Origin of the sequence: Aquincola agrisoli, from assembly GCF_036621135.1 — a bacterium.
In the GTDB taxonomy this organism is placed as follows: Bacteria; Pseudomonadota; Gammaproteobacteria; order Burkholderiales; family Burkholderiaceae_C; genus Aquincola; species Aquincola agrisoli.
Window position 1 is genome coordinate 1 of sequence record NZ_JAZIBG010000038.1, and the last position, 26,021, is coordinate 26,021.

The 26,021-nt window shown below is 71.3% G+C and carries 26 protein-coding genes; 13 read left to right on the forward strand and 13 right to left on the reverse strand.

The annotated features are described in order from the left end of the window. The 3 genes from V4F39_RS19935 to V4F39_RS19945 form a co-directional block, all read left to right on the forward strand. A partial coding sequence (locus V4F39_RS19935; protein WP_332291639.1) for an enolase C-terminal domain-like protein occupies positions 1-283 on the forward strand: 283 nt, incomplete at its 5' end. Between the two features lie 31 nt (positions 284-314). After that, positions 315-1,112 carry a HipA family kinase gene (locus tag V4F39_RS19940; protein WP_332291640.1) on the forward strand — a complete coding sequence of 266 codons (798 nt, stop codon included), beginning with the start codon at positions 315-317 and terminating at the stop codon, positions 1,110-1,112. Next, positions 1,109-1,510: a DUF3037 domain-containing protein gene (locus V4F39_RS19945; protein WP_332291641.1), complete on the forward strand. Its 402-nt coding sequence runs from the start codon at positions 1,109-1,111 to the stop codon at positions 1,508-1,510. The genes V4F39_RS19940 and V4F39_RS19945 overlap by 4 nt, the downstream gene beginning before the upstream one ends. Positions 1,511-1,519: 9 nt before the next feature. Here the strand turns inward: V4F39_RS19945 and V4F39_RS19950 are convergent, their stop codons facing one another. Continuing rightward, positions 1,520-2,230: a glutathione S-transferase N-terminal domain-containing protein gene (locus V4F39_RS19950; protein WP_332291642.1), complete on the reverse strand. Its 711-nt coding sequence runs from the start codon at positions 2,228-2,230 to the stop codon at positions 1,520-1,522. Between the two features lie 148 nt (positions 2,231-2,378). Between V4F39_RS19950 and V4F39_RS19955 the strand changes: the two genes are divergently transcribed. Next, complete coding sequence (locus V4F39_RS19955; protein WP_332291643.1) at positions 2,379-3,281, forward strand: dienelactone hydrolase family protein; 903 nt, start codon at positions 2,379-2,381, stop codon at positions 3,279-3,281. Between the two features lie 12 nt (positions 3,282-3,293). Here V4F39_RS19955 and rng read toward each other — a convergent pair whose 3' ends face one another. The 8 genes from rng to V4F39_RS19995 form a co-directional block, all read right to left on the reverse strand. After that, entirely contained in the window at positions 3,294-4,769 is a 1,476-nt protein-coding gene (gene rng / locus V4F39_RS19960) for a ribonuclease G (protein WP_332291644.1), read from the reverse strand. A gap of 123 nt (positions 4,770-4,892) precedes the next feature. Further along, entirely contained in the window at positions 4,893-5,495 is a 603-nt protein-coding gene (locus V4F39_RS19965) for a Maf family protein (protein WP_332291645.1), read from the reverse strand. Between the two features lie 7 nt (positions 5,496-5,502). After that, a complete protein-coding gene (rlmH, locus tag V4F39_RS19970; RefSeq protein ID WP_332291646.1) occupies positions 5,503-5,973 on the reverse strand; it encodes a 23S rRNA (pseudouridine(1915)-N(3))-methyltransferase RlmH in 471 nt (156 codons plus the stop codon). 19 nt (positions 5,974-5,992) lie between these two features. Beyond that, entirely contained in the window at positions 5,993-6,730 is a 738-nt protein-coding gene (gene rsfS, locus V4F39_RS19975; RefSeq protein WP_332291647.1) for a ribosome silencing factor, read from the reverse strand. Further along, entirely contained in the window at positions 6,731-7,324 is a 594-nt protein-coding gene (gene nadD, locus V4F39_RS19980; protein ID WP_332291649.1) for a nicotinate (nicotinamide) nucleotide adenylyltransferase, read from the reverse strand. Further along, a complete protein-coding gene (gene hemF, locus V4F39_RS19985; RefSeq protein WP_332291650.1) occupies positions 7,321-8,256 on the reverse strand; it encodes an oxygen-dependent coproporphyrinogen oxidase in 936 nt (311 codons plus the stop codon). The genes nadD and hemF overlap by 4 nt, the downstream gene beginning before the upstream one ends. A gap of 7 nt (positions 8,257-8,263) precedes the next feature. Next, the gene (gene purD / locus V4F39_RS19990) at positions 8,264-9,550 is read right to left on the reverse strand and encodes a phosphoribosylamine--glycine ligase (RefSeq protein WP_332291651.1); all 1,287 of its coding nucleotides are present in this window, start codon (positions 9,548-9,550) and stop codon (positions 8,264-8,266) included. Next, positions 9,547-10,278: a YebC/PmpR family DNA-binding transcriptional regulator gene (locus tag V4F39_RS19995; protein WP_332291652.1), complete on the reverse strand. Its 732-nt coding sequence runs from the start codon at positions 10,276-10,278 to the stop codon at positions 9,547-9,549. The genes purD and V4F39_RS19995 overlap by 4 nt, the downstream gene beginning before the upstream one ends. Before the next feature lie 183 nt (positions 10,279-10,461). Here V4F39_RS19995 and V4F39_RS20000 point away from each other — a divergent pair, with 183 nt between their 5' ends. The 6 genes from V4F39_RS20000 (at position 10,462) to V4F39_RS20025 (ending at position 19,308) form a co-directional block, all read left to right on the forward strand. Next, positions 10,462-12,021 (forward strand): helicase HerA-like domain-containing protein, encoded by a 1,560-nt coding sequence (locus tag V4F39_RS20000; protein WP_332291653.1) that lies wholly within the window; start codon positions 10,462-10,464, stop codon positions 12,019-12,021. A gap of 229 nt (positions 12,022-12,250) precedes the next feature. Further along, positions 12,251-13,348 (forward strand): alpha/beta hydrolase family protein, encoded by a 1,098-nt coding sequence (locus V4F39_RS20005; RefSeq protein WP_332291654.1) that lies wholly within the window; start codon positions 12,251-12,253, stop codon positions 13,346-13,348. A 27-nt stretch (positions 13,349-13,375) separates the two neighbouring features. Then, positions 13,376-13,795, forward strand: a complete 420-nt coding sequence (locus tag V4F39_RS20010) for a DUF2306 domain-containing protein (protein ID WP_332291656.1) — start codon at positions 13,376-13,378, stop codon at positions 13,793-13,795. 32 nt (positions 13,796-13,827) lie between these two features. After that, a complete protein-coding gene (locus V4F39_RS20015) occupies positions 13,828-14,937 on the forward strand; it encodes a sensor histidine kinase (RefSeq protein WP_332291657.1) in 1,110 nt (369 codons plus the stop codon). Continuing rightward, positions 14,934-15,773, forward strand: a complete 840-nt coding sequence (locus V4F39_RS20020) for a LytR/AlgR family response regulator transcription factor (RefSeq protein ID WP_332291658.1) — start codon at positions 14,934-14,936, stop codon at positions 15,771-15,773. Before V4F39_RS20015 ends, V4F39_RS20020 begins: the two co-directional genes overlap by 4 nt. Before the next feature lie 76 nt (positions 15,774-15,849). Then, positions 15,850-19,308 carry a patatin-like protein gene (locus V4F39_RS20025; RefSeq protein WP_332291659.1) on the forward strand — a complete coding sequence of 1,153 codons (3,459 nt, stop codon included), beginning with the start codon at positions 15,850-15,852 and terminating at the stop codon, positions 19,306-19,308. A gap of 13 nt (positions 19,309-19,321) precedes the next feature. On the opposite strand, the gene V4F39_RS20030 is transcribed toward V4F39_RS20025, so the two are convergent. Both V4F39_RS20030 and V4F39_RS20035 read right to left on the reverse strand, forming a co-directional pair. Continuing rightward, positions 19,322-19,474, reverse strand: a complete 153-nt coding sequence (locus V4F39_RS20030; protein ID WP_332291660.1) for a hypothetical protein — start codon at positions 19,472-19,474, stop codon at positions 19,322-19,324. A 197-nt stretch (positions 19,475-19,671) separates the two neighbouring features. Then, entirely contained in the window at positions 19,672-20,028 is a 357-nt protein-coding gene (locus tag V4F39_RS20035; RefSeq protein ID WP_332291661.1) for a hypothetical protein, read from the reverse strand. Positions 20,029-20,170: 142 nt separating this feature from the next. Between V4F39_RS20035 and V4F39_RS20040 the strand changes: the two genes are divergently transcribed. Next, positions 20,171-21,952, forward strand: coding sequence for a glutamine--tRNA ligase/YqeY domain fusion protein (locus tag V4F39_RS20040; RefSeq protein ID WP_332291662.1), 1,782 nt, complete (start codon positions 20,171-20,173; stop codon positions 21,950-21,952). Positions 21,953-21,970: 18 nt separating this feature from the next. Here the strand turns inward: V4F39_RS20040 and V4F39_RS20045 are convergent, their stop codons facing one another. Then, complete coding sequence (locus tag V4F39_RS20045; protein WP_332291663.1) at positions 21,971-22,390, reverse strand: hypothetical protein; 420 nt, start codon at positions 22,388-22,390, stop codon at positions 21,971-21,973. A 139-nt stretch (positions 22,391-22,529) separates the two neighbouring features. Next, positions 22,530-24,398, reverse strand: a complete 1,869-nt coding sequence (locus tag V4F39_RS20050; protein ID WP_332291664.1) for an ABC transporter ATP-binding protein — start codon at positions 24,396-24,398, stop codon at positions 22,530-22,532. A gap of 376 nt (positions 24,399-24,774) precedes the next feature. On the opposite strand from V4F39_RS20050, the gene V4F39_RS20055 reads away from it, so the two are divergent. Both V4F39_RS20055 and V4F39_RS20060 read left to right on the forward strand, forming a co-directional pair. Next, a complete protein-coding gene (locus tag V4F39_RS20055; RefSeq protein ID WP_332291665.1) occupies positions 24,775-25,782 on the forward strand; it encodes an HDOD domain-containing protein in 1,008 nt (335 codons plus the stop codon). Further along, positions 25,782-26,006: an RNA-binding S4 domain-containing protein gene (locus V4F39_RS20060; RefSeq protein ID WP_332291666.1), complete on the forward strand. Its 225-nt coding sequence runs from the start codon at positions 25,782-25,784 to the stop codon at positions 26,004-26,006. The genes V4F39_RS20055 and V4F39_RS20060 overlap by 1 nt, the downstream gene beginning before the upstream one ends. Positions 26,007-26,021 lie beyond the last annotated feature (15 nt).

Below are 26,021 nucleotides of genomic sequence, written 5' to 3' on the forward strand. Positions count from 1 at the left end.
CCACGTCGCGGCCGCGGCGCCCGGCAAGGTCACCGCGATCGACACCCACTGGATCTGGCAGGACGGCCAGCGCCTGACGAAGGCGCCGCTGCAGATCAGCGGCGGCCACATCGAAGTGCCGACGACGCCGGGCCTCGGCGTGGTGCTGGACATGGCCGAAGTGGAGAAGGCGCATCGCCTGTACCAGGAGCACGGCCTGGGCGCACGCGACGACGCGATCGCGATGCAGCACCTGATCCCCGACTGGCGCTTCGATCCGAAGCGCCCCTGCATGGTCCGCTGAAGCGCGTCGCGCGTCGGGGGACAATCGCCCGATGCCGATACGCACCGTCGCCGCCACCCGCTACGTCACGCCCCTGCGCGAGGGGGGCTCGCTGCCGGCGGTCGTCGAGGGCTGCGACGAGGGGCTGTACGTCCTGAAGTTTCGCGGCGCCGGCCAGGGCCCGCGGGCTCTGATCGCCGAGCTGGTTGCCGGCGAACTGGCACGCGCCGCCGGCCTGCGCGTGCCGGAGATCGTCTTCATGACGCTCGATGCCGAGATGGCGCGCACCGAGCCCGACCCCGAGATCCAGGACCTGATCCGCGCCAGCGCCGGCCTGAACCTCGCGCTCGACTACCTGCCCGGCTCGGTGACCTTCGATCCGCTCGTGCGCATCCCCGGCGCCGAAGCACCCGACGCCGACGAGGCCTCGGCCATCGTGTGGCACGACGCCTTCACCACCAACATCGACCGCACGCCACGCAACGCCAACCTGCTGCTGTGGCACCGCCGGCTGTGGCTGATCGACCATGGCGCCGCGCTGTACTTCCACCACGACTGGAACGACTACCTCGCCCGCAGCCGCTCGCCGTTCACGCACGTCAAGGACCACGTGCTGCTGCCGTTCGCCGATCGCATCGCCGCGGCCGACGACCGCATGAGCGCGCTGCTGACGCCGGAAGTCGTCGCGGGCGTGGTCGCGCTGATCCCCGACGAGTGGCTGGCGGGCGACGCCCCCTTCCCCTCGGCCGAGGCACACCGCGATGCCTACCGGCAGTACCTGTGCAGCCGGCTGGCATCGCCGCGCGCATTCGTCGACGAAGCCCTGCGCGCCCGCGCCGCCCTGTCATGAACGACCCGCGTTTCGCCTGTACCTACGATTACGCGATCGTGCGCGTCGTGCCGCGTGTCGAACGCGGCGAGTTCATCAACGCCGGGGTGATCCTGTCGTGCGCCTCGCGCCGGTTCCTGCAGGCCCGCATCGAGCTGGACGAGGCGCGGGCGCTGGCGCTGGATCCGGCGCTCGACCTGCCGTCGATCCGCGCCACGCTGGCCGCCATCCCGCTGATCTGCGAAGGCGGCAAGGCCGCCGGCGCCCTCGGGCAACTGCCGCTGCGCGAGCGCTTCCACTGGCTGGTCGCACCACGCAGCGCCAGCATCCAGACCTCCCAGGTGCACACCGGCCGCTGCGACGACCTGGAAGCAGCACTCACGCACCTGCTTGAGCGCATGGTGCGGCCGCCGCGCTGACCGGCCCGGTCAGCGCGTGGCGGGCGTGCCGCCTTGGCCGTAGAGGACCTTGCGCTGCGCCTCCTTCTCGGCGTCGCTCAGTTCCCGGGGCGGGTTGATCTTCTGTACCAGCGCATACGCGCGCTGCACGGCGGGCCGCGCCTGGATGGCCTGGAACCAGCGGTGCAGGTGCGGGAAGTCCTCGAGCCTCTGTTCGTGCAACTGGTGCGGCACGATCCACGGATAGCTCGCGATGTCGGCGATCGAATACTCGCCGGCAAGGTACTCGCGGTCGGCCAGGCGCTTGTTCATCACACCGTACAGGCGCGCCGTCTCCTTCACGTAGCGCTCGATCGCATAGGGGATCTTCTCGGGCGCCGCCATGTGGAAATGGCCGTTCTGGCCGGCCATCGGCCCGAGGCCGCCCATCTGCCAGAAGAGCCACTGCAGCACCTCGGTGCGCCCCCGCAGGTCACGCGGCAGCAGCTGGCCGGTTTTCTCGGCCAGGTAGAGCAGGATCGCGCCCGACTCGAACACCGACACGGGCTCCGTACCCTCGGCCGGTGCGTTGTCGACGATGGCGGGGATGCGGTTGTTCGGCGCGATGCGCAGGAAGTCGGGCGCGAACTGGTCGCCCTTGCCGATGTTCACAGGCACGACGCGGTACGGCAGCCCGGTCTCTTCCAGGAAGATGCTGATCTTGTGGCCGTTCGGGGTGGTCCAGTAGTGCAGGTCGATCATGGATGCGGGTCGGAGGTCTTCGGGCCGCGGATGATCCGGCATCGGGCGCGAGCCTGTCGGCGGCCTGCCGCAAATCCCTGAACCCGATCGTGCTTCCGCGGATCACACCGCGGCCTTCTCACGCTTTCCAACCCTGCAGGAGTTCGACATGGCCTACCAGCCCCCTCGCCTCACCGCCGCCGACTTCCATCCGGAGGTGCTGCGTCTGTTCGACCAATACGTGCACGGCCACCTCGACCGACGCGGCTTCATCGAGGGGGCGAGCAAGTTCGCGGTCGGCGGCGTGACTGGCGCCACCCTGCTGGAAGCGCTCAGCCCCCGCTTCGCCCAGGCGCAGCAAGTCCCTGCCGGCGATCCGCGCATCAAGGCGGAGTTCGTCGAATTCGATTCCCCCAAGGGCTACGGCAGGGGCCGCGGCTACCTGGTGCGGCCCGCCAACGCCGGAGGGCCGCTGCCGCTGGTGCTCGTGGTGCACGAGAACCGCGGCCTGAACCCGCACATCGAGGACATTGCGCGCCGCGTCGCACTGGAGAACTTCATCGCGTTCGCGCCCGATGCGCTGTTCCCCCTCGGCGGTTATCCGGGCGACGAGGACAAGGCCCGCGGGGCCTTCGCCAAGCTCGACCAATCGAAGACGCAGGAAGACTTCATCGCCGCCACAGGCTACCTGAAGTCCGTCAGCGGAGGCAACGGCAAGCTCGGCGTCGTGGGCTTCTGCTACGGCGGCGGCATCGCCAACTTCCTGGCCACGCGCCTGCCCGAGCTGAACGCCGCCGTGCCGTTCTACGGCATTGCGCCGCCGGCCGACCAGGTGCCGAAGATCAAGGCGGCGCTGTACGTCGTGCTCGCCGAGAACGACGAGCGCATCAACGCCAGCTGGCCCGCCTACGAGGCCGCGTTAAAGGCCGCGGGCGTGCCCTACGAGGCGCAGGTCTTCCCCGGCACGCAGCACGGCTTCAACAACGACACGACGCCGCGCTACGACCAGGCGGCCGCGCGATCGGCCTGGCAGAGGACGCTGGCGCTGTTCAACCGCACGCTGCGGGCCTGAAGGCCCCGCGCTTCAGAGCAGCACGATGTCGTACTGCTCGGGGTTCGGCGTCGGCTCGGCCGAAAGCGAGATCGGCTTGCCGATGAAATCGGACAGGCCGGCCAGGTGCTGGCTCTCCTCGTCGAGCAGCATCTCCACCACGGCCGCGCTCGCGACGACGCGGAACTCCTTCGGGTCGAACTGCCGGGCCTCGCGCAGGATCTCCCGCAGGATGTCGTAGCACACGCTGCGCGCGGTCTTCACCTGGCCGCGGCCGGCGCAGGTGGGGCACGGCTCGCACAGCATGTGGGCCAGCGATTCGCGCGTGCGCTTGCGCGTCATCTCGACCAGGCCCAGCTGCGTGAAGCCGCTCACCGTGGTCTTGGTGCGGTCGCGCTGCAACTGCTTGCGGAACTCGGCCAGCACCGCCTGCTGGTGCTCGTCGCGCGCCATGTCGATGAAGTCGACGATGACGATGCCACCCAGGTTGCGCAGCCGCAGCTGCCGCGCGATGGCGCCGGCCGCCTCCAGGTTCGTCTTGAAGATGGTGTCGTCGAAGTTGCGCGCGCCGACGTAGCCGCCGGTGTTGACGTCGATCGTCGTCAGCGCTTCCGTCTGGTCGATGATGAGGTAGCCGCCGCTCTTCAGCTCGACCCGGCGCGCGAGTGCACGGGCGATCTCGTCGTCGATGTTGAAGAGGTCGAAGATGGGCCGCTCGCCCCGGTAGAGCTCCAGCCGCCGCGCCGCCGTGGGCGTGTAGACCGCGCCGAACGCGGCGAGGTGCTCGTACTGCAGCCGCGAGTCGATGCGCACCGAATGCGTCGCCTCGGTGATGAGGTCGCGCAACACACGCTCGGCCAGCGTCAGGTCCTGGTGCAGCAAGGTGCCGGGCGGCTGCGCGTGGCTGCGCTCGCGGATCGTGCCCCAGGCCTTGCGCAGGTAGGCGATGTCGTCGGCCAGTTCCTCGTCGGTCGCGTCCTCGGCGTTGGTGCGCAGGATGAAGCCGCCGCCCCCGCCGTCCTCCGGCTTGCCCACCAGGGCACCCATGCGCTGGCGCAGCTGCTCGCGCAGCTCGTGCGAGCCGATCTTCTGCGAGATGCCGATGTGGTTGTCCTGCGGCAGGTAGACGAGCAGCCGGCCCGCGATGCTGATCTGCGTGGACAGCCTCGCGCCCTTGGTGCCGATGGCATCCTTGATGACCTGCACGGTCAGGGTCTGGCCCTCGAACACCTGCCGCTCGATGGGCACCGGCACCTGCATGCCGCCGTGCTCGCTGCGCGGCGCGCTGGTGTGCAGGTCCGCCACGTGCAGGAAGGCCGCACGCTCGAGCCCGATGTCGATGAACGCGCTCTGCATGCCCGGCAGCACTCGCACCACCTTGCCAAGGTAGACGTTGCCGACCAGTCCGCGTTCCAGCGCGCGCTCGATGTGCAGTTCCTGCACCGCACCGTTCTCGACGACGGCCACCCGCGTTTCCTGCGGGGTCCAGTTGATGAGGATGTCTTGCATCGACGGGTGTGTTCTGTTCTTGTATCGCAGGGAGCGCCACGGGCCGCGGCGCCTGTCTCCGCCGAACCGGCCTGCGAAGGGGTTCGGGCCATCATACCGGCGGGCCTGGCGGCAGCGGCTGCGCTAGAACATCACCCTCGCGCGGCGCAGCAGCTGCGCCGTCTCGTAGAGCGGCAGCCCCATGATCCCGGAGTAGCTGCCCTCGATGTGCGACACCCACCGTGCCGCCGCCCCCTGTATGCCGTAGGCACCCGCCTTGCCGAACGGCTCGCCGCTGTCGATGTAGCGGCGGACGTCCTGCGCCGACAGTTCGGTGAACCGCACGCGCGACACGTTCATCTCCAGCAGCGTCGTGCGGCCCGCGCTCACCGCCACGGCGGTCAGCACGCGGTGCGTGCGGCCGGCCAGCGCATGCAGCATCTCGGCCGCATCGGCGGCATCGCGCGGCTTGCCCAGGATGCGGCGGCCCAGCGCGACGGTGGTGTCCGAGGCCAGGATCGGCGCGTCCGGCAGGCCGCGCCGCGCCAGCCGTGCACGGGCCGCGGCCAGCTTGAGGCCGGTGACCCGGCGCACGTAGTCGGCGGGCAGTTCGCCGCTGCGCTCCTCTTCCAGCCGCTCCGCGTTCTCCTTGCGATCGGGCAGCAGCAGCTCGTGCGGCACGCCGATCTGCTCCAGCAGCTGGCGGCGGCGCGGGCTTTGCGAGGCAAGGTAGACGAAGCGATGCATCAGGCGATCATTCCCGGTGGTAGGGGTGGCCCGCGGTCACCGACCAGGCGCGGTACAGCGCCTCGGCCAGCAGCACGCGCACGAAGGCGTGGGGCAGCGTCAGGTCCGACAGCCGCAGCGTCTCGTCGCCCGTGGCCTTGAGCGCCGGGTCCAGGCCGTCCGGCCCCCCGACGAGGAACACCACGTCGCGGCCGTCGCCCAGCCAGAAGCGCAGGCGCTCGGCAAGCTGCACCGTCGTCAGCCGCGCACCCCGCTCGTCGAGCACCACCCGGCGCGCGCCCTTGGGCACCGCGGCCTCGAGCCGCTGGCCCTCGGCGGCCATCATCGCCTGGGCCGTCTTGCCGACGCTGCGCGGCTCGGCCTTCAACGCCTTCAGCTCGAGCTTCAGCTCCGGCGGAAAGCGTTTCGCGAAATCGTCGTAGGCGGTCTCGGCCCAGGCCGGCTGGCGCTGGCCGACAGCCGCGATGACCAGGCGCACGCCGCGGCCCGCCGAGCGCTCAGGCCCTGCGGGGTGCGGCCTTCTTGGCCGGCGCCTTGCGGGCCGGCGCGGGGCTCGCCGCGGTCTTGCGGGCAGGTGCCTTCTTCGCGGCGGCCTTGGGGGCCTTGGCAGGCGCCTTGCGGGCAGGCTCGTTGATCACCAGCTTGCGCGAATGCGGCTCGGCAGCAGGGGCCGCATGGCGCGGCGCCGACTTGCCGGTGGCCTTGGCGGGCGCCTTCTTCGCGGCGGACTTGCCGGCCACGGCCTTCTTCACCGGGGCACGGCCTGCCGGCGCGGCCTTGGCAGCGGCCGTCTTGCGCGCCGCGGGCTGGCGCGCCGGGGGCGCATCTTCCTCGTCATCGTCGTCGTCCACTTCGTCGGACTCGCCGCCCTTCGGCAACGCGCGCGTCTTGGTGTCGATCTTCATCCGCACCGCCTTGCCGCCCCAGATCTCCTCGAGGTGGTAGTACTCGCGGATGCCGGGCTGCATGATGTGGGCGACAGCGGCGCCGCAGTCGACGATGATCCACTCGCCGTTGTCCTCGCCCTCCATGCGCAGCACCTCCATGCCGCGCGAGCGCACGGCGTCGCGCACGCTGGCCGCCAGCGCCTTGGTCTGGCGGTTGCTCGTACCGGACGCGACGATCACACGTTCGAACAGCGGCGACAGGTGCTCGGTGTTGAAGACCACGATGTTCTGGGCCTTCACGTCTTCCAGGCCATCGACGATGGCGCGCTGCAGTTTGCGGATGTCCATTCAGTGTTTTCGGTACAAAGCGTGTTGGGCAATATAGCTGGCGACCGCAGGGGGTACCAGCGTGTCGATCGGCAATCCGCGTGCCAGGCGGGATCGGATGTCGGTGGCGGCCAGCGTGCTCGGCGGCATGGGGACCACCTCGGCGCGGTGTGGCACGCACTGCAGCTCGGGCGGCGCGACCGGCGGCACGCCCGCGCGGTTGGCCACCGCGAGCGTGACGCGGGCCAGCAGTTCCTCCCAGCCGTGCCAGGTGTGGAAGCGCTCGTACTGGTCCTGGCCGATGACCAGGAACCAGGTGTGCTCGCCGGGCTGGGCGGCCTGCAGCGCACGCACGGTCTCGATGGTGTAGCTCGGGCCCGCACGCCGCAGCTCGATCTCGTCGATCGTGAAATGCGCGTCGCCCGCCAGCGCCAGCTTCAGCATCGCGAGCCGGTGCACGGCATCGGCCGGTACCGAGGCCTTGTGCCACGGTTCGCCGGTGGGCACCCAGCGCAGCTCGTCGAGCCGCAGGTGCGCCAGGGCGGCATGGGCCAGCGCCAGGTGCGTGTTGTGCACCGGGTCGAAGCTGCCGCCGAAGATGCCGATGCGGCTCAAGCGGTGGGCCCGGCCGGGGCTTCTGCGGCCCAGTCGCGCGGGCGGAGGAAGTCGGTGTACAGGCGCGCCTCCGGCGTGCCGGCGTCGGGGTGCCAGTCGTAGCGCCACGCGGCACGCGGCGGCATCGACATCAGGATGCTCTCGGTGCGGCCGCCGCTCTGCAGCCCGAACAGCGTGCCGCGGTCCCATACGAGGTTGAACTCGACGTAGCGGCCGCGCCGGTAGGCCTGGAACTCGCGCTCCGCCTCACCGTAGGGCAGCGCGCGGCGGCGCTGCACGATCGGCAGCCAGGCCTGCAGGAAGGCATCGCCCACCGAGCGGGTCATCGCGAAGCCGTGCTCGAAGCCGCCTTCGGCGAAATCGTCGTAGAAGATGCCGCCGATGCCGCGCGGCTCGTTGCGGTGCTTCAGGAAGAAGTAGTCGTCGCACCACGCCTTGAAGCGCGGGTACAGGCCGTCGCCGAAGGGCGCCAGCGCGTCGCGGCAGGTGGCGTGGAAGTGGCGGGCGTCTTCCTCGAAGCCGTAGTACGGCGTGAGGTCCATGCCGCCGCCGAACCAGGTGACGGCCGCGCTGCCCTCGGGCAGCGCGGCGAGCATGCGCACGTTCATGTGCACGGTCGGCACGTAGGGGTTGCGCGGGTGCATGACCAGCGACACGCCCATCGCCTCGAACGGCGCGCCGGCCAGCTCGGGCCGGTGCTGCGTGGCCGAAGGCGGCAGTGCCGGCCCGCGCACGTGGCTGAAGTTGCAGCCGCCGCGCTCCAGCAGGTTCCCTTCCTCGACCAGGCGCGACAGGCCGTCGCCCTGCAGCCGCTCTTCGGGCGCACGCGTCCACCCGTCGGTGATGAACGGCTTGCCGTCCTCCGCCTGCACGGCGCCGACGATGCGCTCCTGCAGGCCGAGCAGGTAGGCGCGGACCGCCTCGACGCTCATCGTGCGCTCACCGCGGCTTGATGGCGCGGTGGCCGATGTCGTTGCGGTACTGCATGCCGGCGAACTGGATCGGCCGCAGGAACTCGTACGCCCGCTGCTGCGCGGTCTTGGCGGAATCGCCGAGCACCGTCACGCACAGCACGCGGCCGCCGCTGACCGCGACGGCGCCGTCAGGCTGCTGCGTGGTGCCGGCGTGGAAGACGATCGCGTCGTCGGCCGCGGGCGGCACGCCGGTGATCACGTCGCCCTTGCGCGGATCGGCGGGGTAGCCATCGGCGGCCATCACGACGCCCAGCGCGAAGCGGCGGTCCCAGTTCAGCGAGACCTGGTCGAGCGTGCCGTCGGTCGCGTGCATCAGCACGTCGACGAGGTCGCTCTTCAGGCGCATCAGGATGACCTCGGCTTCGGGGTCGCCCAGGCGCGCGTTGAACTCCACCGTCCTCGGAACGCCCTGCGCGTCGATCATCAGGCCGACGTACAGAAAGCCGGTGAAGGGCATGCGGTCCTTCGTCATGCCGGCGACCGTGGGCTGCACGATCTCATGCATCACCTTGGCATGCACGTTGGGCGTGACCACCGGGGCGGGCGAATAGGCGCCCATGCCGCCGGTGTTGGGGCCGGTGTCGCCGTCGCCGACGCGCTTGTGGTCCTGGCTGGTGGCCAGCGGCAGCACGTTCTTGCCGTCGCACACGACGATGAAGCTCGCCTCCTCGCCCTGCATGAACTCCTCGATCACCACGCGCGCGCCGTCGGCGTTGTGCTGCACGCCGAGCTTGTTGTCGACCAGCATGAAGTCGATGGCCTCGTGCGCCTCGGCCAGCGTCATCGCGACGACGACGCCCTTGCCGGCGGCCAGGCCGTCGGCCTTGATGACGATCGGGGCGCCCTGCGCATCCACGTAGGCATGCGCGGCGGCCGCGTCGCTGAAGGTCTCGTACGCCGCGGTGGGGATGTGGTGGCGCTTCATGAAGGCCTTGGCGAAGGCCTTGGAGCTTTCGAGCTGCGCGGCGGCCTGCGTGGGGCCGAAGATGCGCAGCCCGCGGGCGCGGAACACGTCCACCACGCCGGCGGCCAGCGGCGCCTCGGGGCCGACGACGGTGAGCCCGATCTTCTCGGCCTCGACGAAGTCGGCCAGCGCGGCCGGGTCGGTGATGGCGATGTTGTGCAGCTTGGGGTCGAGCGCCGTGCCGCCGTTGCCTGGCGCCACGAACACCTTCCCGGCCCGCGGGCTTTGCGCCAGCTTCCAGGCCAGCGCGTGTTCGCGGCCGCCGCCGCCGATGACAAGGATCTTCATTCGTCGAGTTCGAGGCTGGCGTTGTGGAAGACGTCCTGCACGTCGTCGAGGTCTTCGATCATGTCGAGCAGCTTTTGCATCTTCTGGGCGTCTTCGCCCGCCAGGTCAATGGTGTTCTCGGCGCGCATCGTCACTTCGGCGATCTCGGCCTTCAGGCCCGCGGCTTCGAGCGCGTTCTTCACCGCTTCGAATTCGGCCGGCGGGGTCAGCACTTCGATGGAGCCGTCTTCACCGGTGACGACGTCGTCGGCGCCCGATTCGAGCGCCACTTCCATCACTTTGTCCTCACTGGTGCCGGGGGCGAACACCAGCTGGCCGCAGTGCTTGAATTGGAAGGCCACCGAGCCTTCGGTGCCGAGGTTGCCGCCGTACTTGCTGAAGGCGTGCCGCACCTCGGCCACCGTGCGCACGCGGTTGTCCGTCATGCAGTCGACGATGATCGCGGCGCCGCCGATGCCGTAGCCCTCGTAGCGGATCTCCTCGTAGTTGACGCCTTCGAGATTGCCGGTGGCCTTGTCGATGTTGCGCTTGACGGTGTCGGCCGGCATGTTGGCCGCCTTGGCCTTGTCGACCGCCAGTCGCAGCCGCGGGTTGGCGTTGACGTCACCACCGCCCTGCCGGGCCGCCACCATGATCTCGCGGATCACGCGGGTCCAGACCTTGCCGCGTTTTTCGTCCTGGCGGCCCTTGCGGTGCTGGATGTTGGCCCATTTGGAATGTCCGGCCATGAAAGAAAGCTCCTCGCGCGACGCCTGCTCGGGGCGCCTGGCTCGATCGTGGGAAAGGCTGGCAGTTTACCGGTGCGCCACCCTTCGCCGCCGACATGCCCCACGAAAGCCGCCGCCGCCTAGACTGCGGGCTTCACGCGCCGGCTGCCGTACTCCCTTGCCGGCCACCGCACGGAGCCCCTCATGGCCGATCCCATCCTCGTCGCCCGCCACGGCGACACCGAATGCCACCTGCTGCCGGCCCTGGCCAACCGCCACGGGCTCATCACCGGGGCCACCGGCACCGGCAAGACCATCACGCTGCAGACGCTGGCCGAGGGCTTCAGCAAGATCGGCGTGCCGGTGTTCATGGCCGATGTGAAGGGCGACCTCACCGGCATCAGCCAGCCCGGCACGCTGTCGCCCAAGCTGGCCGCGGTGCTGGCCGAGCGCGGCATCGCGCCGCCCGAGCCCGTCGCCTGCCCCACCACGCTGTGGGACGTGTTCGGCACGCAGGGCCACCCGGTGCGCGCCACCGTCTCCGACATGGGCCCGCTGCTGCTGGCCCGCATGCTGGCCTTGAACGACACGCAGGCCGGCGTGCTGAACATGGTCTTCAAGATCGCCGACGACCACGGCCTGCTGCTGCTCGACCTGAAGGACCTGCGCGCGATGCTGCAGCACGTGGGCGACAACGCGAGCCAGTTCACCACCGCGTACGGCAACGTCAGCGCGGCCAGCATCGGCGCCATCCAGCGCGGGCTGCTGCAGATCGAGCAGCAGGGGGGCGACCGGTTCTTCGGCGAGCCGATGCTCAACATCGCCGATTTCATGCAGTCCGAGCAGGGCCGCGGCGTGATCAACATCCTGGCGGCCGACCAGCTGATGAACGCCCCGCGCCTCTATGCCACCTTCCTGCTGTGGATGCTGAGCGAGCTGTTCGAGACGCTGCCCGAGATCGGCGACCCGGACAAGCCCAAGCTCGTCTTCTTCTTCGACGAGGCGCACCTGCTGTTCAAGGACGCGCCGGCCGCGCTGATCGAGCGCATCGAGCTGGTGGTGCGGCTGGTGCGCTCCAAGGGCGTGGGCGTCTACTTCGTGACGCAGAACCCGCTCGACGTGCCCGACACCGTGCTCGCCCAGCTCGGCAACCGCGTGCAGCACGCGCTGCGCGCCTTCACCCCGCGCGACCAGAAGGCGGTGAAGTCGGCCGCGAGCACCATGCGCGCCAACCCCCAGCTCGACATCGAGACCGCCATCACCGACCTGGCCGTCGGCGAGGCGCTGGTGAGCTGCCTCGACGAGAAGGGCCGGCCCAGCGTCACCCAGCGTGTGTTCGTGCTGCCGCCAGGCAGCCAGATCGGCCCGATCACGCCGCCGCAGCGGCAGGCGCTGGTCGCCGGCTCGCTGGTGGCGGGCGTGTACGAGAGGGCCGTCGACCGCGAATCGGCGTACGAGAAGCTGCAGGGCCGCGCCGTGGCCAGCGCCGAGGCCGGCGACCGGCTGGCCAACGAGCCGCGCACCCTGCCCGGCACCGCAGGCACCGCGGGCGGCGCAGGCAGCGATGCCGGCGGCGGCCTGATGGACGGCCTGAAGGACATGATCTTCGGCTCGACCGGCCCCCGCGGCGGGCGCCGGCCGGGGCTGGTGGATGCGGCGGCGTCGTCCGCGGTGCGCCAGATCGGCTCGGCCGTCGGGCGCGAGCTGGTGCGCGGCGTGCTGGGCTCGCTGCTGGGCGGCGGCACCACGCGCCGGCGGCGCTGAGCGCGGGCCCGCGGGAACTCGGCAGCTCGGCGCGACACGGCCAGGAAGGGCGCCTGCGGGTGCCCTTTTTCTTTGCGCCAGGGCGGACGCGCAGCGCACGGCCTGCGGTTCGCGGCCCGCCGCCTGCACTTCGCGCCGCGCAGCGCGGTTTCGTCGCAGCGCGGTGGCCGGCCCGGCGGTGGCGCGGGACAGTCGCGCCACGACGAACCCGCCACCGGAGCCGACCGCCATGCCCTCCTCCCGCTTCCCCACCGCCTGCCTCGCCACGCTGGCCGCCCTGCTGCTCCTGGGCGCCACGCCGCCCGCCGTGGCGCAGGTCGGCCGCACCACCGTCACGCTGGGCGGCATGCCGGTGACCTTGAGCTACCCGACCGAGGCGCGCAGCACGCCGCAGCGCCTGGGGCCCTTCGAGATCGACGTCGCCCCCGATGCGGCGCCCACCGCCGGCGTGCACCGGCTCGTCGTCATCTCCCACGGCACAGCCGGCAGCGCGCTGGCCGACCAGGCGCTCGCGTCGGCCCTGGCCGAGGCCGGCTTCGTCGCCGCGCAGCCCCTGCACCCGGGCGACACCCACCTCGACGCGTCGCGCGCCGGGCCGCAGGCCTTCCGCACGCGGCCGAACGACGTGGTGCGGCTGCTCGACGCGCTCGCGGCGAACCCGGCCTGGCGCGACACCCTCGATCTCACCCGCGTGGGCGTGCACGGCATGTCGGCCGGCGGCGTCACCGCGCTGGCGCTGGCCGGCGCGCAGTGGCGCACGCTGTCGCTGCTGCAGCACTGCCAGGCGCATCTGGAGGACGACATCGGCTTCTGCTTCAACGGCGCACTCACGCCCGCGCAGCAGGCCGAACGCCGCGCCGGCTTCGAGGGGGCGCGCGGCGTGCCCGAGGCCTACCTGCCGGAGGGGCTGACACGCTGGGAAGGTGGCACGACGCCGGCAGCGCCCGGTGCCGACCTGAGGCCCGATGTGCGCATCGCCGCGGTGACGCTGGCCGTGCCGGTGGGTGCAATCTTCTCGGCCGACAGCCTGGCGCGCATCCGCATCCCGGTGGGCGTGCTCGGCGCCGAGCGCGACGAGGTCCTCGTCCCGGCGTTCCACAGCGCGCACGTGCTGGCGCACTGCAGCGCCTGCACCGACCTGGGCAGGTTGCGCGGCGGCGGCCATTTCGACGTGCTGTCGCCGTGGCCGGCCCCGGTGGCGCACGCCGTCGCGGCGCAGCAGATCCGCGGCGGCACGCCGCAGCCGGGTTTCGATCCCGCCGAACGCAGCGCCGCCGTCGCCCGCATCGTCGACTTCCACCGGCGCACGCTGGCGGCCGCCCCTTGAACGACGCCCCGGCACGGAGGCCTTGCCATGCACACCCCCACGACCTTCCTTCAGCTCTCCCCGGCCATCCAGCTGCACCTCGTGGCCGCGGTCGCCGCCCTGGTGCTCGGGCCCATTGCGCTGCGGGCCGGCAAGGGCTCGGCGATGCACCGCGGCGCGGGCTACGCCTGGGCGGCACTGATGCTGGCCGCGGCCGCCAGCAGCCTGTTCATCCACGACTTCGGGCGGCCCAACATCGCGGGCTACACGCCGATCCACCTGCTCACGCTGGCCACCTTCGCCGGCGTGGCCGCGGGCATCGTGCTGGCCATCCGCCGCCGCGTGGGCGCGCATCGGCGCACGATGTGGAACACCTACCTCGGCGGCTGCGTCGGCGCCGGCCTGTTCGCGCTGCTGCCGGGCCGCTTCCTCCACGGGCTGTTCCAGCACGCGCTGGGCGGGCTGTGAGCCGCGGCGCCCGGGCGCCGCACAATGCGCCGATGCAGCGCCTTCCCGCCGTGCTGAACGACCTGTACACGCCGCGCCGCCTGCTCCAGGTGGGTGTGGCCAACCAGCTGTTCAGCGCCGTCATCGGCGTGGGCTTCTGGCTGATGGGCTCCCCGGGGCTCTGGCGCAACGTCGCCGTCTCGCTGTTGATCGGCAACGCGGTGTGGCTGGGCATCGACGGCGGGCGGCTGCTCGTCGGGCGTTGGCTGAGGCGCCGCACCGGCCGCGGCCTGCCCTGGCCCGGCTGGCGCTGGATGGCGCCCGTCATCGTGCTGGGCGTGCTGGGCGGCTACACGGTCGGGGGCCTGCTGGCGCACGGGCTGCTGGGCATCGAGCTGTCGCCCATCGGCGGCAAACGCGGCACCGTCTTCGTCACGGCCGCGGCCGGCCTCGCCGCCACGGCGTTGTGGTACGCCCGGGAAACCCTGCAGAAGCACCGCGCCGAGGCCGAGGCGGCCCGTCGGCTCGCCGCCGAAACGCAGCTGCGGCTGCTGCAGTCGCAGCTCGAACCGCACATGCTGTTCAACACCCTGGCGAACCTGCGGGTGCTGATCGGGCTCGACCCGGCGCGCGCGCAGGAGATGCTCGACCGGCTGATCGGCTTCCTGCGCTCCACGCTCGGCGCCTCGCGCGCCACGCTGCATCCGCTGCAGGTGGAGTTCGACCGCACCGCCGACTACCTGGCGCTGATGGCGGTGCGCATGGGCGCGCGGCTCGCGGTGCAGCTCGAGCTGCCGGCCGAGCTGGCCGCGCAGCCGGTGCCGCCGCTGCTGCTGCAACCGCTGGTCGAGAACGCGATCCAGCATGGGCTGGAGCCGAAGGTCGAAGGCGGGCGCATCGTGGTGCAGGCCCGCCAGCACGCCGGCCGGCTGGTGCTGACGGTGCGCGACACCGGGCTCGGCCCGCCCCCGGCGCCCAGCCCCGCCGAGCCGGGCCGCGGCTTCGGCACGCAGCAGGTGCGCGAGCGGCTGGCCACGCTGTATGGCGACGCGGCCTCGTTCACGCTGACCCCTGCCGCGGATGAAGAGGGCGGCACGCTGGCCACGCTGGTGCTGCCGCTCGGCGTAACGGCGCCGGCAGGCACTTCGGGAGACGCACGATGAGCACGCAGCCCCTGGCCACCGCCCTGATCGCCGAAGACGAACCGCTGATCGCCGCCGCGCTGCGGGCCGACCTGCAGAAGGCGTGGCCTGCGTTGCAGGTCGTCGCGCAGGTGGGCGACGGCCTCTCGGCCGTGAGCCAGGCGCTGGCGCTGCGGCCGCGGGTGTGCTTCCTCGACATCCGCATGCCCGGCCTTGACGGCCTGCAGGCCGCGCAGGCGCTGGCCGAGGACTGGCCCGACGGCGTGCCCTTCCCGCTGCTGGTCTTCGTCACCGCCTACGACCGGTACGCGCTGCAGGCCTTCGAACGCGAGGCGGTCGACTACCTGCTGAAGCCGGTCGACTCGCCGCGGCTGGCGCAGTGCGTCGAGCGGCTGCAGCGCCGGCTCGGCAGCCATGCCGCGGCCGGGGCCGCGACGGCGCAGGCCCCGGGCGATGCGGGCCTGGAAGCCGCGCTCGCCCAGCTGCGCGGCCTGCTCGCGCAGTCGACACCCTCTGCCGCCAGCCCGCTGCCGCGCCTGGAGGTGATCCAGGCCGGGGTCGGCGCCATGCTGCACATGGTGCCGGTCGAGGAGGTGCTGTACTTCGAGGCCGCCGACAAGTACCTGCGGGTCGTCACCGCCGACAAAGAGCACCTGATCCGGCTGTCGCTGCGCGAGCTGCTGCCGCAGCTCGACCCGCAGCGCTTCTGGCAGGTGCACCGCGGCCTCGTGGTGCAGGCGCGCTGCATCGCCACCGCGCAGCGCGAGCCGTCGGGCAAGGTCATGCTCACGCTGCGCGGCCGGCCCGAGACGCTGGCGGCCAGCCGCCTCTACGCGCATCTCTTCAAGGGCATGTAGCGTCAGCGTAGGGATTGCCCCGGCGCGGGCCGCTGCGATCATCCCGGCCTCGCAGCACTGCACTCAGGAGATGCACATGGCCCCGACGGGATTGCCTGGCGGCGCAGACTACCGGGCCGAGATCCGTTTCGGGGTCGTGATGTACGGCGGCGTGTCGCTGGCGATCTACATCAACGGCGTCACGAACGAGATGTACGAAATGGCCTGCGCCACGCCGCGCGACCGCCGGCAGGCCACGGCCGGGCAGCCGGCCGACGCCGGCACGGCGCCCGCCACCACGCGCGAGGTGTACCGCCGGCTGTCGTGGCTGGTCAACGATCCGCCGCTGCTGCAGCGCTACGCCGACTGGCTGGCCCATCCTGGCACGCAGCCCGATCCGCTGGCGGCACAGGTGCCGGGCGACCTGCCCACGCGTTTCGTGATCGACGTGATCGCCGGCACGTCGGCGGGCGGCATCAACGGCCTCTTCCTCGGCAAGGCGCTGGTGAACGACGAGCCCTTCGCGCCGCTGCGCGACCTGTGGGTGCGCGAGGGCGACATCGGCCGCCTGCTGAACGACCGCCGCAGCTACCGCGACGATCCCGACATGCAAGGCCTGGCCGACCGCACCGGCGAGCCCGCGTCTCTGCTCAACAGCGACCGCATGTACCGCAAGCTGCGCAAGGCGATGGACACGATGTCCGGCGCCGGCCCCCACGGCACGGCGCCCTCCCCTTACGTCGACGAGCTGGACCTGTACGTCACCACCACCGACATCCGCGGCTCGCTGGTGACGCTGCGGCTGTTCGACAAGGTGGTGCACGAGAAGCGGCACCGCCAGGTGTTCCGCTTCCGCTACTGCGACGACGGGCAGCAGGTCGCCGGCAACGACCTCCATCCGGGCAACAACGCGTTCCTGTCGTTCGCGGCCCGCTGCACCTCGTCATTCCCGTTCGCGTTCGAGCCGATGACCCTGGAGGCCCTGCAGCGCGTGGAGCCTGGCCTCGGCGCCGACGCGCTGCGCCAGTGGGACCGCTTCTTCACCGGCGTGCCGGTGGCCGAGGTGCAGGCCGGCGGCCACCTGACGCGCGCCTTCGGCGACGGCGGCTACCTCGACAACAAGCCGTTCACGCACGTGGTCAGCACGCTGTCGCAGCGCAGCGCGGCGGTGCCGCTGGAACGCAAGCTGGTCTACATCGAGCCGGCGCCCGCGCACCCGGAAAGCGCCATCGCCGACCCGGACGCCCCGCCCGATGCGCTGAGCAATGCACTGGCCGCGCTGACCAGCATCCCGAGCTACGAGACCATCCGCGAGGACCTCGAGACGGTGCTGCGCCGCAACCGCCGCATCGAGCGCATCGACCGCATCGTCCGGCTGGGCGAGCTCGACCTCGACAACGCCGTGGACGATCCGATGGCCCGCGTGGTGAGCGAGGTGGCGCCCTACGACGACGACGGCATCCCGCCCTGGCGCGAGCTGACGATGGAGCGCATGCGCCTGTACTACGGCGATGCCTTCCTGCCCTACAACCGGCTGCGCCAGTACACCGTCACCGACGAGATCACCGACCGCCTGGCGCGCGAATGGAAGATCGAGCGCAACTCCGACCATGTGTACGCCCTGCGCGCGCTGGTGCGGGCCTGGCGCGAGGAGCGCTACAGCGACAAGCCGAACACGAGCGGCCGCTGGATCGGCACGCTCAACGCCTTCCTGGACGACTTCGACCTCGCCTACCGCGTCCGGCGCACCGCCTTCCTGCTGCGCAAGGTGGACCAGCTCACGCGGCTGATCGGGCGGCGCCTGCGCGGGCCGCTCGCCGACCCGAGCGAAGCCGACGCGGCGCTGGTCGGCCGCCTCAAGCGGGCGGGCATCGACCTCCAGGACGACGCGGCCGATCCCGAGCGTCACGACATGCTGGCGGCACTGCACCGGCTGAAGATCGACCTGTCGCTGGCCCACGGCACGCTGCGCCACCGCGATCCGCTGAACGGCGCGGCCGACCGCGGCGCCCGCGCGCAGCGCCGGGCCGTGCTGCGGCGGGAGCTGCAGGACGTGCTGGACCTGCTGCTGCTGAGCCGGCCGCAGGGGGCCGACGGCGAAGCACCCACGCTCAGCACGGCGAGCGGCGAGACGGTGCACGTGGCCTTTCCGCCCGAGCTGTTGAAGCTGCCCTCGGCCACCCGGACGCTGCAGGAAGGCATCTTCCTGCGCGCACGCGCCCTGCTGGCGCTGGCCCGCGGCACCGCGCTGACCTCGCTGCAGCAGGCGCTGGAGGAGGACATCGACCTGCTGGGTGCCGCGGTGCGGCGGCTGGTCAAGGGCGAAGGATCAGGCCCCCCCATCGGCGGCGCGCTGGTGTGGGCCCGGCTCGGCGGCCCCCGCCTGGCGGTCACCGACAACGGCACCGGCGGCAAGCAGCTCTACGTGCAGGTCGGCGACGCCGGCGAACCGGAACTGGACACCCCCGCGGCGCGGCAGCTGCGGCGCTTCCTCGGCGAGTACTACCTGCGCTTCGACACCTACGACCAGATGAGCTACCCGCTCTACTACGACACCGAATCCGGCGAGCCCGCGACGGTGGAGGTGGTGCGCATCAGCCCCGAGGACGCGCCCGCGCTGGTCGACGAGCGGGCCGACGGCCTGCGCAAGCTCGACGGCACGGCACTGGCCAACTTCGGCGCCTTCCTGCAGCGGCACTGGCGCAGCAACGACATCATGTGGGGCCGCCTCGACGGCGCGGAACGCCTGGTCGCGGCGCTGCTGCCCGGACCGGACGCCGCGACCCGCCTCGTGCGGGACACGCTCACGCGCCAGGCCCACCGCTGCATCGTGCGCGACGCGCTGCGGCCCGCAGGCTATGAACAGATCACCGGCCTGCTGTGCGGCGCTGTCGCCGAGGTGCAGGCCCGTTCGAAGGGCGTGGCCGGCGACGACCCGGACGCGCGGCGCGAAGCGCTGCGCAAGCAGCTCGTCGCCCGCCTGACGCACGACTCCCCGGAATCGCGCCGCCGCTTCGATCAGGTGGTCTCCTCGCTGCTCGACGACGACGCGCTGCTGGCCTGGGTCAAGGCCAGCCGCGAGGGCCGCCAGCCGCCGGATCCAGGGCCGATGCTCGACAGCGCGGCACGCGCCGTGACGATCACCGGACGGCTGCTGCAAACGCTGGTGTCGCAGCGCGGCCAGGACATGCCCGCGCTGCGCTGGGTGGCCCGCCTCGGCCTGGCCGGCCAGGGGCTGCTCGCGGTGTCGCTGCCGGGCAGCCTGCGTGCGCGCTGGTGGTCGCACGTGATGAAGGTGCTCTATGCCTTCCTGCTGGTGATGCTGGCGGCCGGGCTGGCCTTCGGTTCGGAGCCGGTCCGCACCGCCGCAATCACCGGCATGGGCGTGGTAGGCGCCCTGCACCTCGCCATCCTGCTGGCCGGCGACGTGTTGCACTCGCGCAGGAGCTGGCGCGCCAAGAGCGCCTGGGCACTGGGCATCCCGCTCGTGCTGCTGGCGGCGCTCGGCGTGCTCGCGCTGGCACGGATGGGTTGGCGCGACCTGCTCGGGCTGTAGCGCCGTAACCCCTTCAGCGGCCGCCTCGGCCGCTCTGCTGCGCCGCCAGCACCACCGGCTGGGCGGCCGACTTCGACACGACCTGGGGCGAAGCGGTGCGTTGTTTCGACGACGAGGCGGACTGCACGGCCGCGAACATCAGCCAGCCGAGCGCGGAAGCCAGCATGGCCACCTGCAAGGCCCGCCGCCGGCGAGGCGCACGATCGTCCTGCAAATCCCGGCACGCTGACCGTTCTGGTGGTGCCGCTTGTTGCAAAAACGCCATGACTGCGCCTCCCTGCTGTGATCATTATCACTGTAGGCAAGACGAAGTGTCAGGTCTTCCCCACTGCGGGGGAAGGCAGGGACTGTGTCAAAAATGCATCAGCGACGGTCCCGCCGGTGATGGTGGTGGTGCCAGCGATCCCGGCCGTCGCCATGGCCGCGGCCATGCCAGTGCCGGTGCGCCGGGTAGGGCACCACGTACTGCGGCGGCGGGCGGTAGCGCACCACCGGCGGTGGCACGTAGATCACCGGGGCCGGCGCGTACACCGCACCGTACGCCGGGCCGTAAACGGGCGCGTAGACAGGCGCCGGATAGGCCGGCGCATTGGAGATCACCGTGCCGACCATCGGGGCCTGGATGCCGACCGACCAATACACCTTGCCGGCATGGGCCACGCTGGCGAACAGGCCGCCGGCCAGGGCCAGCAGCGCTGCGAGATGGGCTCGTCGGATCATGCGGACTCCCGAAAGTTTGGATACCGCGCATTGAACGCTCGAGACCGCACGCCCGTGCACTTCCAGCTGTAGCGGTCGGTAAGCAATCGTGGTGCGGCCGCGGCCGGGCGGGGGCTTCCCAGGGCCGTGAATAGAATCATCCATGGCCGCCCCCCACGATGACAACACCTCCAAACCCAGTGCCAGCAACTTCCTGCGCAGCGTCATCGAACGCGACCTGGAAGCCGGCACCTATGCCTCGCGCCGCTTCGCCGGCACCCCCGGCGACGCCGCGCACCAGGCCGCCGGCCAGCCCGACCCGGCGAAGATCCGCACCCGTTTCCCGCCCGAGCCGAACGGCTACCTGCACATCGGCCACGCCAAGAGCATCTGGCTGAACTTCAGCCTGGCGCAGGAGTACGGCGGCGTCTGCCACCTGCGCTTCGACGACACCAACCCCGAGAAGGAAGAACAGGAGTACGTCGACGGCATCGCCGAGGCCGTGCACTGGCTCGGCTGGCGCTGGGATGCGGGCGGCGTCGAACACCGCTACTACGCCAGCAACTACTTCGAGTTCATGTACCGCGCGGCCGAGGCGCTGATCGGCGCGGGGCTGGCCTACGTCGACGAGCAGACGCCCGAGCAGATGCGCGCCAACCGCGGCGACTTCAGCAAGCCCGGCACCGACAGCCCCTTCCGCCACCGCAGCGCCGAGGAGAACCTTGCCCGCTTCCGCGAGATGCGCGACGGCAAGCACCCCGACGGCGCGATGGTGTTGCGCGCGAAGATCGACATGGCGTCGCCCAACATCAACCTGCGCGACCCGGCGCTCTACCGCATCAAGCACGCCGAGCACCACAACACCGGCAGCACCTGGTGCATCTACCCGATGTACACCTACGCGCATCCGATCGAGGACGCGCTGGAGAACATCACCCACTCGATCTGCACGCTGGAATTCGAAGACCAGCGGCCGTTCTACGATTGGCTGCTCGAACGCCTGGCCGGCCTCGGCCTGCTGGCGCAGCCGCTGCCCAAGCAGTACGAGTTCGCACGCCTGAACCTCACCTACGTCGTCACCAGCAAGCGCAAGCTGCGCCAGCTGGTGGAAGACGGCCATGTCACCGGCTGGGACGACCCGCGCATGCCCACGCTCGTGGGCCTGCGCCGCCGCGGATACACGCCCGAGGCGCTCAAGCTCTTCTGCGAACGCAGCGGCGTCAGCAAGGCCGGCGGCTGGATCGACTACAGCAACCTCGACATCGCGCTGCGCGACGACCTCGACCCGAAGGCCGCCCGCGCGATGGCGGTGCTCGACCCCGTCAAGCTCGTGCTGACGAACTGGGACGAGGTGATCGGCAGCGGCCAGACCGTGGCCTGCGACGCGCCGGTGCACCCCGCGCAACCCGAGCGGGGCCGCCGCACCTTCACGCTCGGCCCCTCGGTGTGGATCGAGCGCGAGGACTTCATGGCGACGCCCCCGAAGGGCTACCACCGCCTGACGCCGGGCGCCGTGGTGCGGCTGAAATACGGCTACGTGGTGCGCTGCACCGGCCACACGGCCGATGCCGACGGCAACGTGACCGAGGTGCAGGCGGAGCTGATCCCCGATACCAAGAGCGGCACGCCGGGGGCCGACAGCGTGAAGACGAAGGGCGTGATCAGCTGGGTCGGGACCCACGATGCGCTGCAGGCCGAGGTGCGCCTGTACGACCGCCTCTTCGCGGTGCCGCAGCCCGGCGAAGGCACGCTGGCCGACGAGCTGAACCCGAACAGCAAGCGCGTGGTGACGGCCTACCTCGAGCCCTCGCTGCGGGGCGCGTCACCCGACGCCAGGTTCCAGTTCGAGCGGCACGGCTACTTCGTCGCCGACCGCGTGGACCATCGGGACGATGCGCCGGTGTTCAACAAGATCACGGGCCTGAAAGAGGCCTGGGCCAAGTAGCCTCGGCCGGCAGCCGCCTCACGGCGGCTGGTTCTCGTCCGACGGCCCGCCGTCGAGATCGGCATCCGGATCGTCCGGATCGACCTCTTCGTCCGCCGCGAAGTCCTCGATGTCGTCCGCATCGATCGACACGGCATCGTCCATCGCGTCGTCCGGCGCCAGCGTCTCGACGTGATCGGGGCCGATGTCGGCACCGGCTGCATCCTCGCCCGGCACCGCGGACCCCCGCTCACCGGTACCGCCGGCATCGGTGTCGCTGCCATGCACCGCGGGCGTTGCATGCACGAGGTCGCCATTGTCCAGCGGCGTGGCGGCCAGGCGTTCGCCCTGCACGTCGCTGCCGCTGTCGGATGAATCGCTGGGTCCGAGGGCGTCGGTGTCGCGCCCTTCGGCCTGCTTGGGAGCGACGGTGCCCCCGAGGATGCTGCTGTTGCCCATCGCTGTCTCCTACCGGATCGGTGAATCCGAGCGTAGGCAGCCCCGGTAGGCAAGGCTAGCGGCGCAGGGCCCGCTGCCGTGTCAGCGGGCTCCGACGCGCAACGCGCGCGGCGCGGGGCGGCCGGCGCGGCGCATGCCGTCAGGCCGCCGGCGCGGAGGCCAGGTCGTCCGCATCGTCCTCGGCCTCCTCGCCCAGGAAGCCGCCGCTCTGGTGCGCCCACAGCCGCGCGTAGAGGCCGCCGCGTGCCAGCAGCGACCGGTGGTCGCCCTCCTCGACGATGCGGCCCTTGTCGAGCACGATCAGCCGGTCCATCGCCGCGATGGTCGACAGCCGGTGGGCGATGGCCACCACCGTCTTGCCTTCCATGAGCCGGTAGAGGCTGGCCTGGATCGCGGTCTCGACCTCGGAGTCGAGGGCGCTCGTCGCTTCGTCGAGCAGCAGGATGGGCGCATCCTTGAGCATCACCCGCGCGATGGCGATGCGCTGGCGTTGGCCGCCCGAGAGCTTCACGCCGCGCTCGCCAACATGGGCGTCGTAGCCCGTTCGGCCCTTCGGGTCGGTGAGGCCGGCGATGAAGTCGGCCGCCTCGGCACGGCGTGCCGCGGAGTGCATCTGCGCATCGTCCGCATCGGGCCGGCCGTAGAGGATGTTGTCGCGCACCGAGCGGTGCAGCAGCGAGGTGTCCTGCGTCACCATGCCGATCTGCGCGCGCAGGCTTTCCTGCGTGGCGTGGGCGATGTCCTGCCCGTCGACCAGGATCCGCCCGCTTTCCACGTCGTACAGCCGCAGCAGCAGGTTGACGACAGTGCTCTTGCCCGCGCCGGAGCGGCCCACCAGCCCCACCTTCTCCCCGGGCCGGATGTGCAGCGAGAGGTCGTCGATCACCGGCTTGCCAGAGCCGTACCCGAAGCGCACGTGCTCGAAGCGCACTTCGCCGCGCGGGACCTGGAGCGGACGGGCGTCGGCCCGGTCGACGACCGTGCGCGCCTTGCTCAAGGTGCCGATGCCGTCGCGCACGGTGCCGATGTGTTCGAACAGCGCCGCCATCTCCCACATCACCCAGTGCGAGATGCCGTTGAGCCGCAGCGCCATCGCGGTGGCCGCGGCCAGCGCGCCCGCGGTGGCCTGGCCCTGCATCCACAGCCACAGCGCGACGCCGGCGGTGGACGCGATCAGCAGCATGCTCAACGCATGGTTGACGATCTCGAAGGCGGTGACGAGCCGCATCTGCCCGTGCACCGTCACCATGAACTCCTTCATCGCCGAGCGCGCATAGCCCGCTTCACGGTGCGTATGCGAGAAGAGCTTGACCGTGGCGATGTTGGTGTAGGCGTCGGTGATGCGCCCGGTCATCAGCGAGCGCGCGTCGGCCTGCGCCTGCGACACGCGCCCGAGCCGCGGCACGAAGTACGCCAGCGCGCCGGCATACAGCAGCACCCAGCCACCGAAAGGCAGCAACAGCCACACGCTGAAGCTGCCCAGCGTGGCCATGATGGTGACGAAGTAGATCACCACGAACACCATCAGCTCGGCCAGGATCATCCAGGTGTCGCGCACTGCCAGCGCGGTCTGCATCACCTTGGTGGCGATCCGGCCGGCGAACTCGTCCTGGTAGAAGTACATGCTCTGGCCGAGCAGCAGGCGGTGGAAGTTCCAGCGCAGCAACATCGGGAAGTTGCCGGCCATCGCCTGGTGCTTGAGCGCCGATTGCAGCGCGACCAGCAGGGTGCTGGCCGCGAGCACCACGGCCAGCAGGATCAGGTGGCCGCGCTGCTCCGCCCAGAGCCGCTCGGGGCTGGTGGCGGCCAGCCAGTCGACCACGTTGCCCAGCACCGCGAACAGCGCCGCCTCGAAGGCGCCGATCGCCGCGCTGCACAGGGTCATCGCCAGCAAGTACGGCCGCAGGCCCCGGGTGCAGGCCCAGAGGAACGACATGAACCGCTGAGGCGGCGGCGACGGCTCCGTCTCCGGGTAGGGTTGGACGAGCCTCTCGAACAGTTGAAACAAGCGAAGCGCTCCGTGTGATGGACAGCTTTTTCCGTGGGGCGGCAGCGGGTGGCGGCCGCTCCCCTGCGCTGCACCTGCGGATCGCAAAGTGGCAGCGGGGCACTCGTTCGGCGCAGGAACGTCGGGCGTGACGCCGGCCGCGGTGGACTTATGACTGTAATCCGCGCGATGAACAATCGTCGCCGAGGCCCTTTGCCGCGGCGCGGCAGGCCGCCCATTCACTTTCGGCGCCGCTTGCCGACAACCAGACAGCCCCGCTTCCCGGCCGAATACCAGCTTGTTGAGCAGTGCAACGCCGGCCTAGGGGGGGTGAAGACACACCACCCGGGGTTGCCTGACCGACAATCCAGCCCCACAAGCGCGAGGGAGTATAGGCATGAGGAACTGGCTGGCCGTCTTGCTGTCCGGTCTACCAAGGCGCCGCGGCACCCGCCCTGCCAAGGGGCAGGGCGAGGTAGCAAGCACCAACACGCCCGCGGCGGCGACGGGCGGTCCGGGCACGCCCAGCGTCTCCCGCTTCCCCACCCCATCGTTGCCGGCCGACCTCGGCACGCCCTTCGTCGAGTGGCAGCAGGACAGCGCCCCATCCCGTTCCACCCCGATGGGTCCGCGCGAGCTGCGCGCGCTGCGCCTGCTGGACGAATTGCTGGCAACCGACAAGACGCCTGCGGAACTGCTGCCGCGCACGCCCGCGGTGGTGCCACAGCTGCTGAACCTGCTGCGGCAGGACGACCTGCCCCTGGCCGCGGTCAGCGAGCGGGTGTCGAAAGACATCGTGCTGACGGCCGAAGTCCTGCGCCTGGCCAACACCGCCCACTACCGCCAGCGATCGCAGCACGGCGTGACCGACTTGGCGCAGGCCATCGGCACGCTGGGCAGCGACGGCGTCCAGCGCGCCATCGCCCGCGTGGTGCTCAAGCCCTTGTACGAGGGCCGCGGCGGCCCGCTGTCGGGCCGGGCGGCGCCACGGCTGTGGGCGCACGGCGAGCACAAGGCCGCCGCCTGCGCCGCCCTGGCCGCGCAACGCGGCATCGCGGCGTTCGAGGGCTACCTGGCCGGCCTGATGCACAACACGGGCTGGACGATCGCCTGGCGCGCCTTCGACCGCATGGATGGCGGCGTTTCGGCGCCCTTCAGCCAGTCGTTCCTGCAGCAGCTGGTGCTGCGCAAGGACCGCCTGTTCGGCAAGGCCGCCTCGGCCTGGGACATCAGCGCCGAACTGGGCCGGCTCGGGCAGGACGTGCTGGACCACGGCCTTGAACCGGCCCGTTCCCCCCTGGCCGCGGCCCTGGCGACGGCCGACCGCGAAGCCACGATCGCGATGCTGGCCCCCGCCGCCGCGGACGACGTCGACGACGATCCCCGGCTGCAGCCGGCAGCCTGATGGCCATGACCGAACTGCCCCTGCGCGGCGACTTCATCCCCCTCGACGCCCTGCTGAAGGCGGCTGGCCTGGCGCACAGCGGCGGCGCCGCCAAGGCGATGGTCGCGGACGGCTTCGTCAAAGTGGACGGCCAGGTCGAGCGGCGCAAGACCTGCAAGATCCGCGCGGGTCAGACGGTCGAGGTGGCCGGCGAGCACGTGCGCGTCGTCGCGCCGTCCGCCTGACGCCGCCGCCGGCCT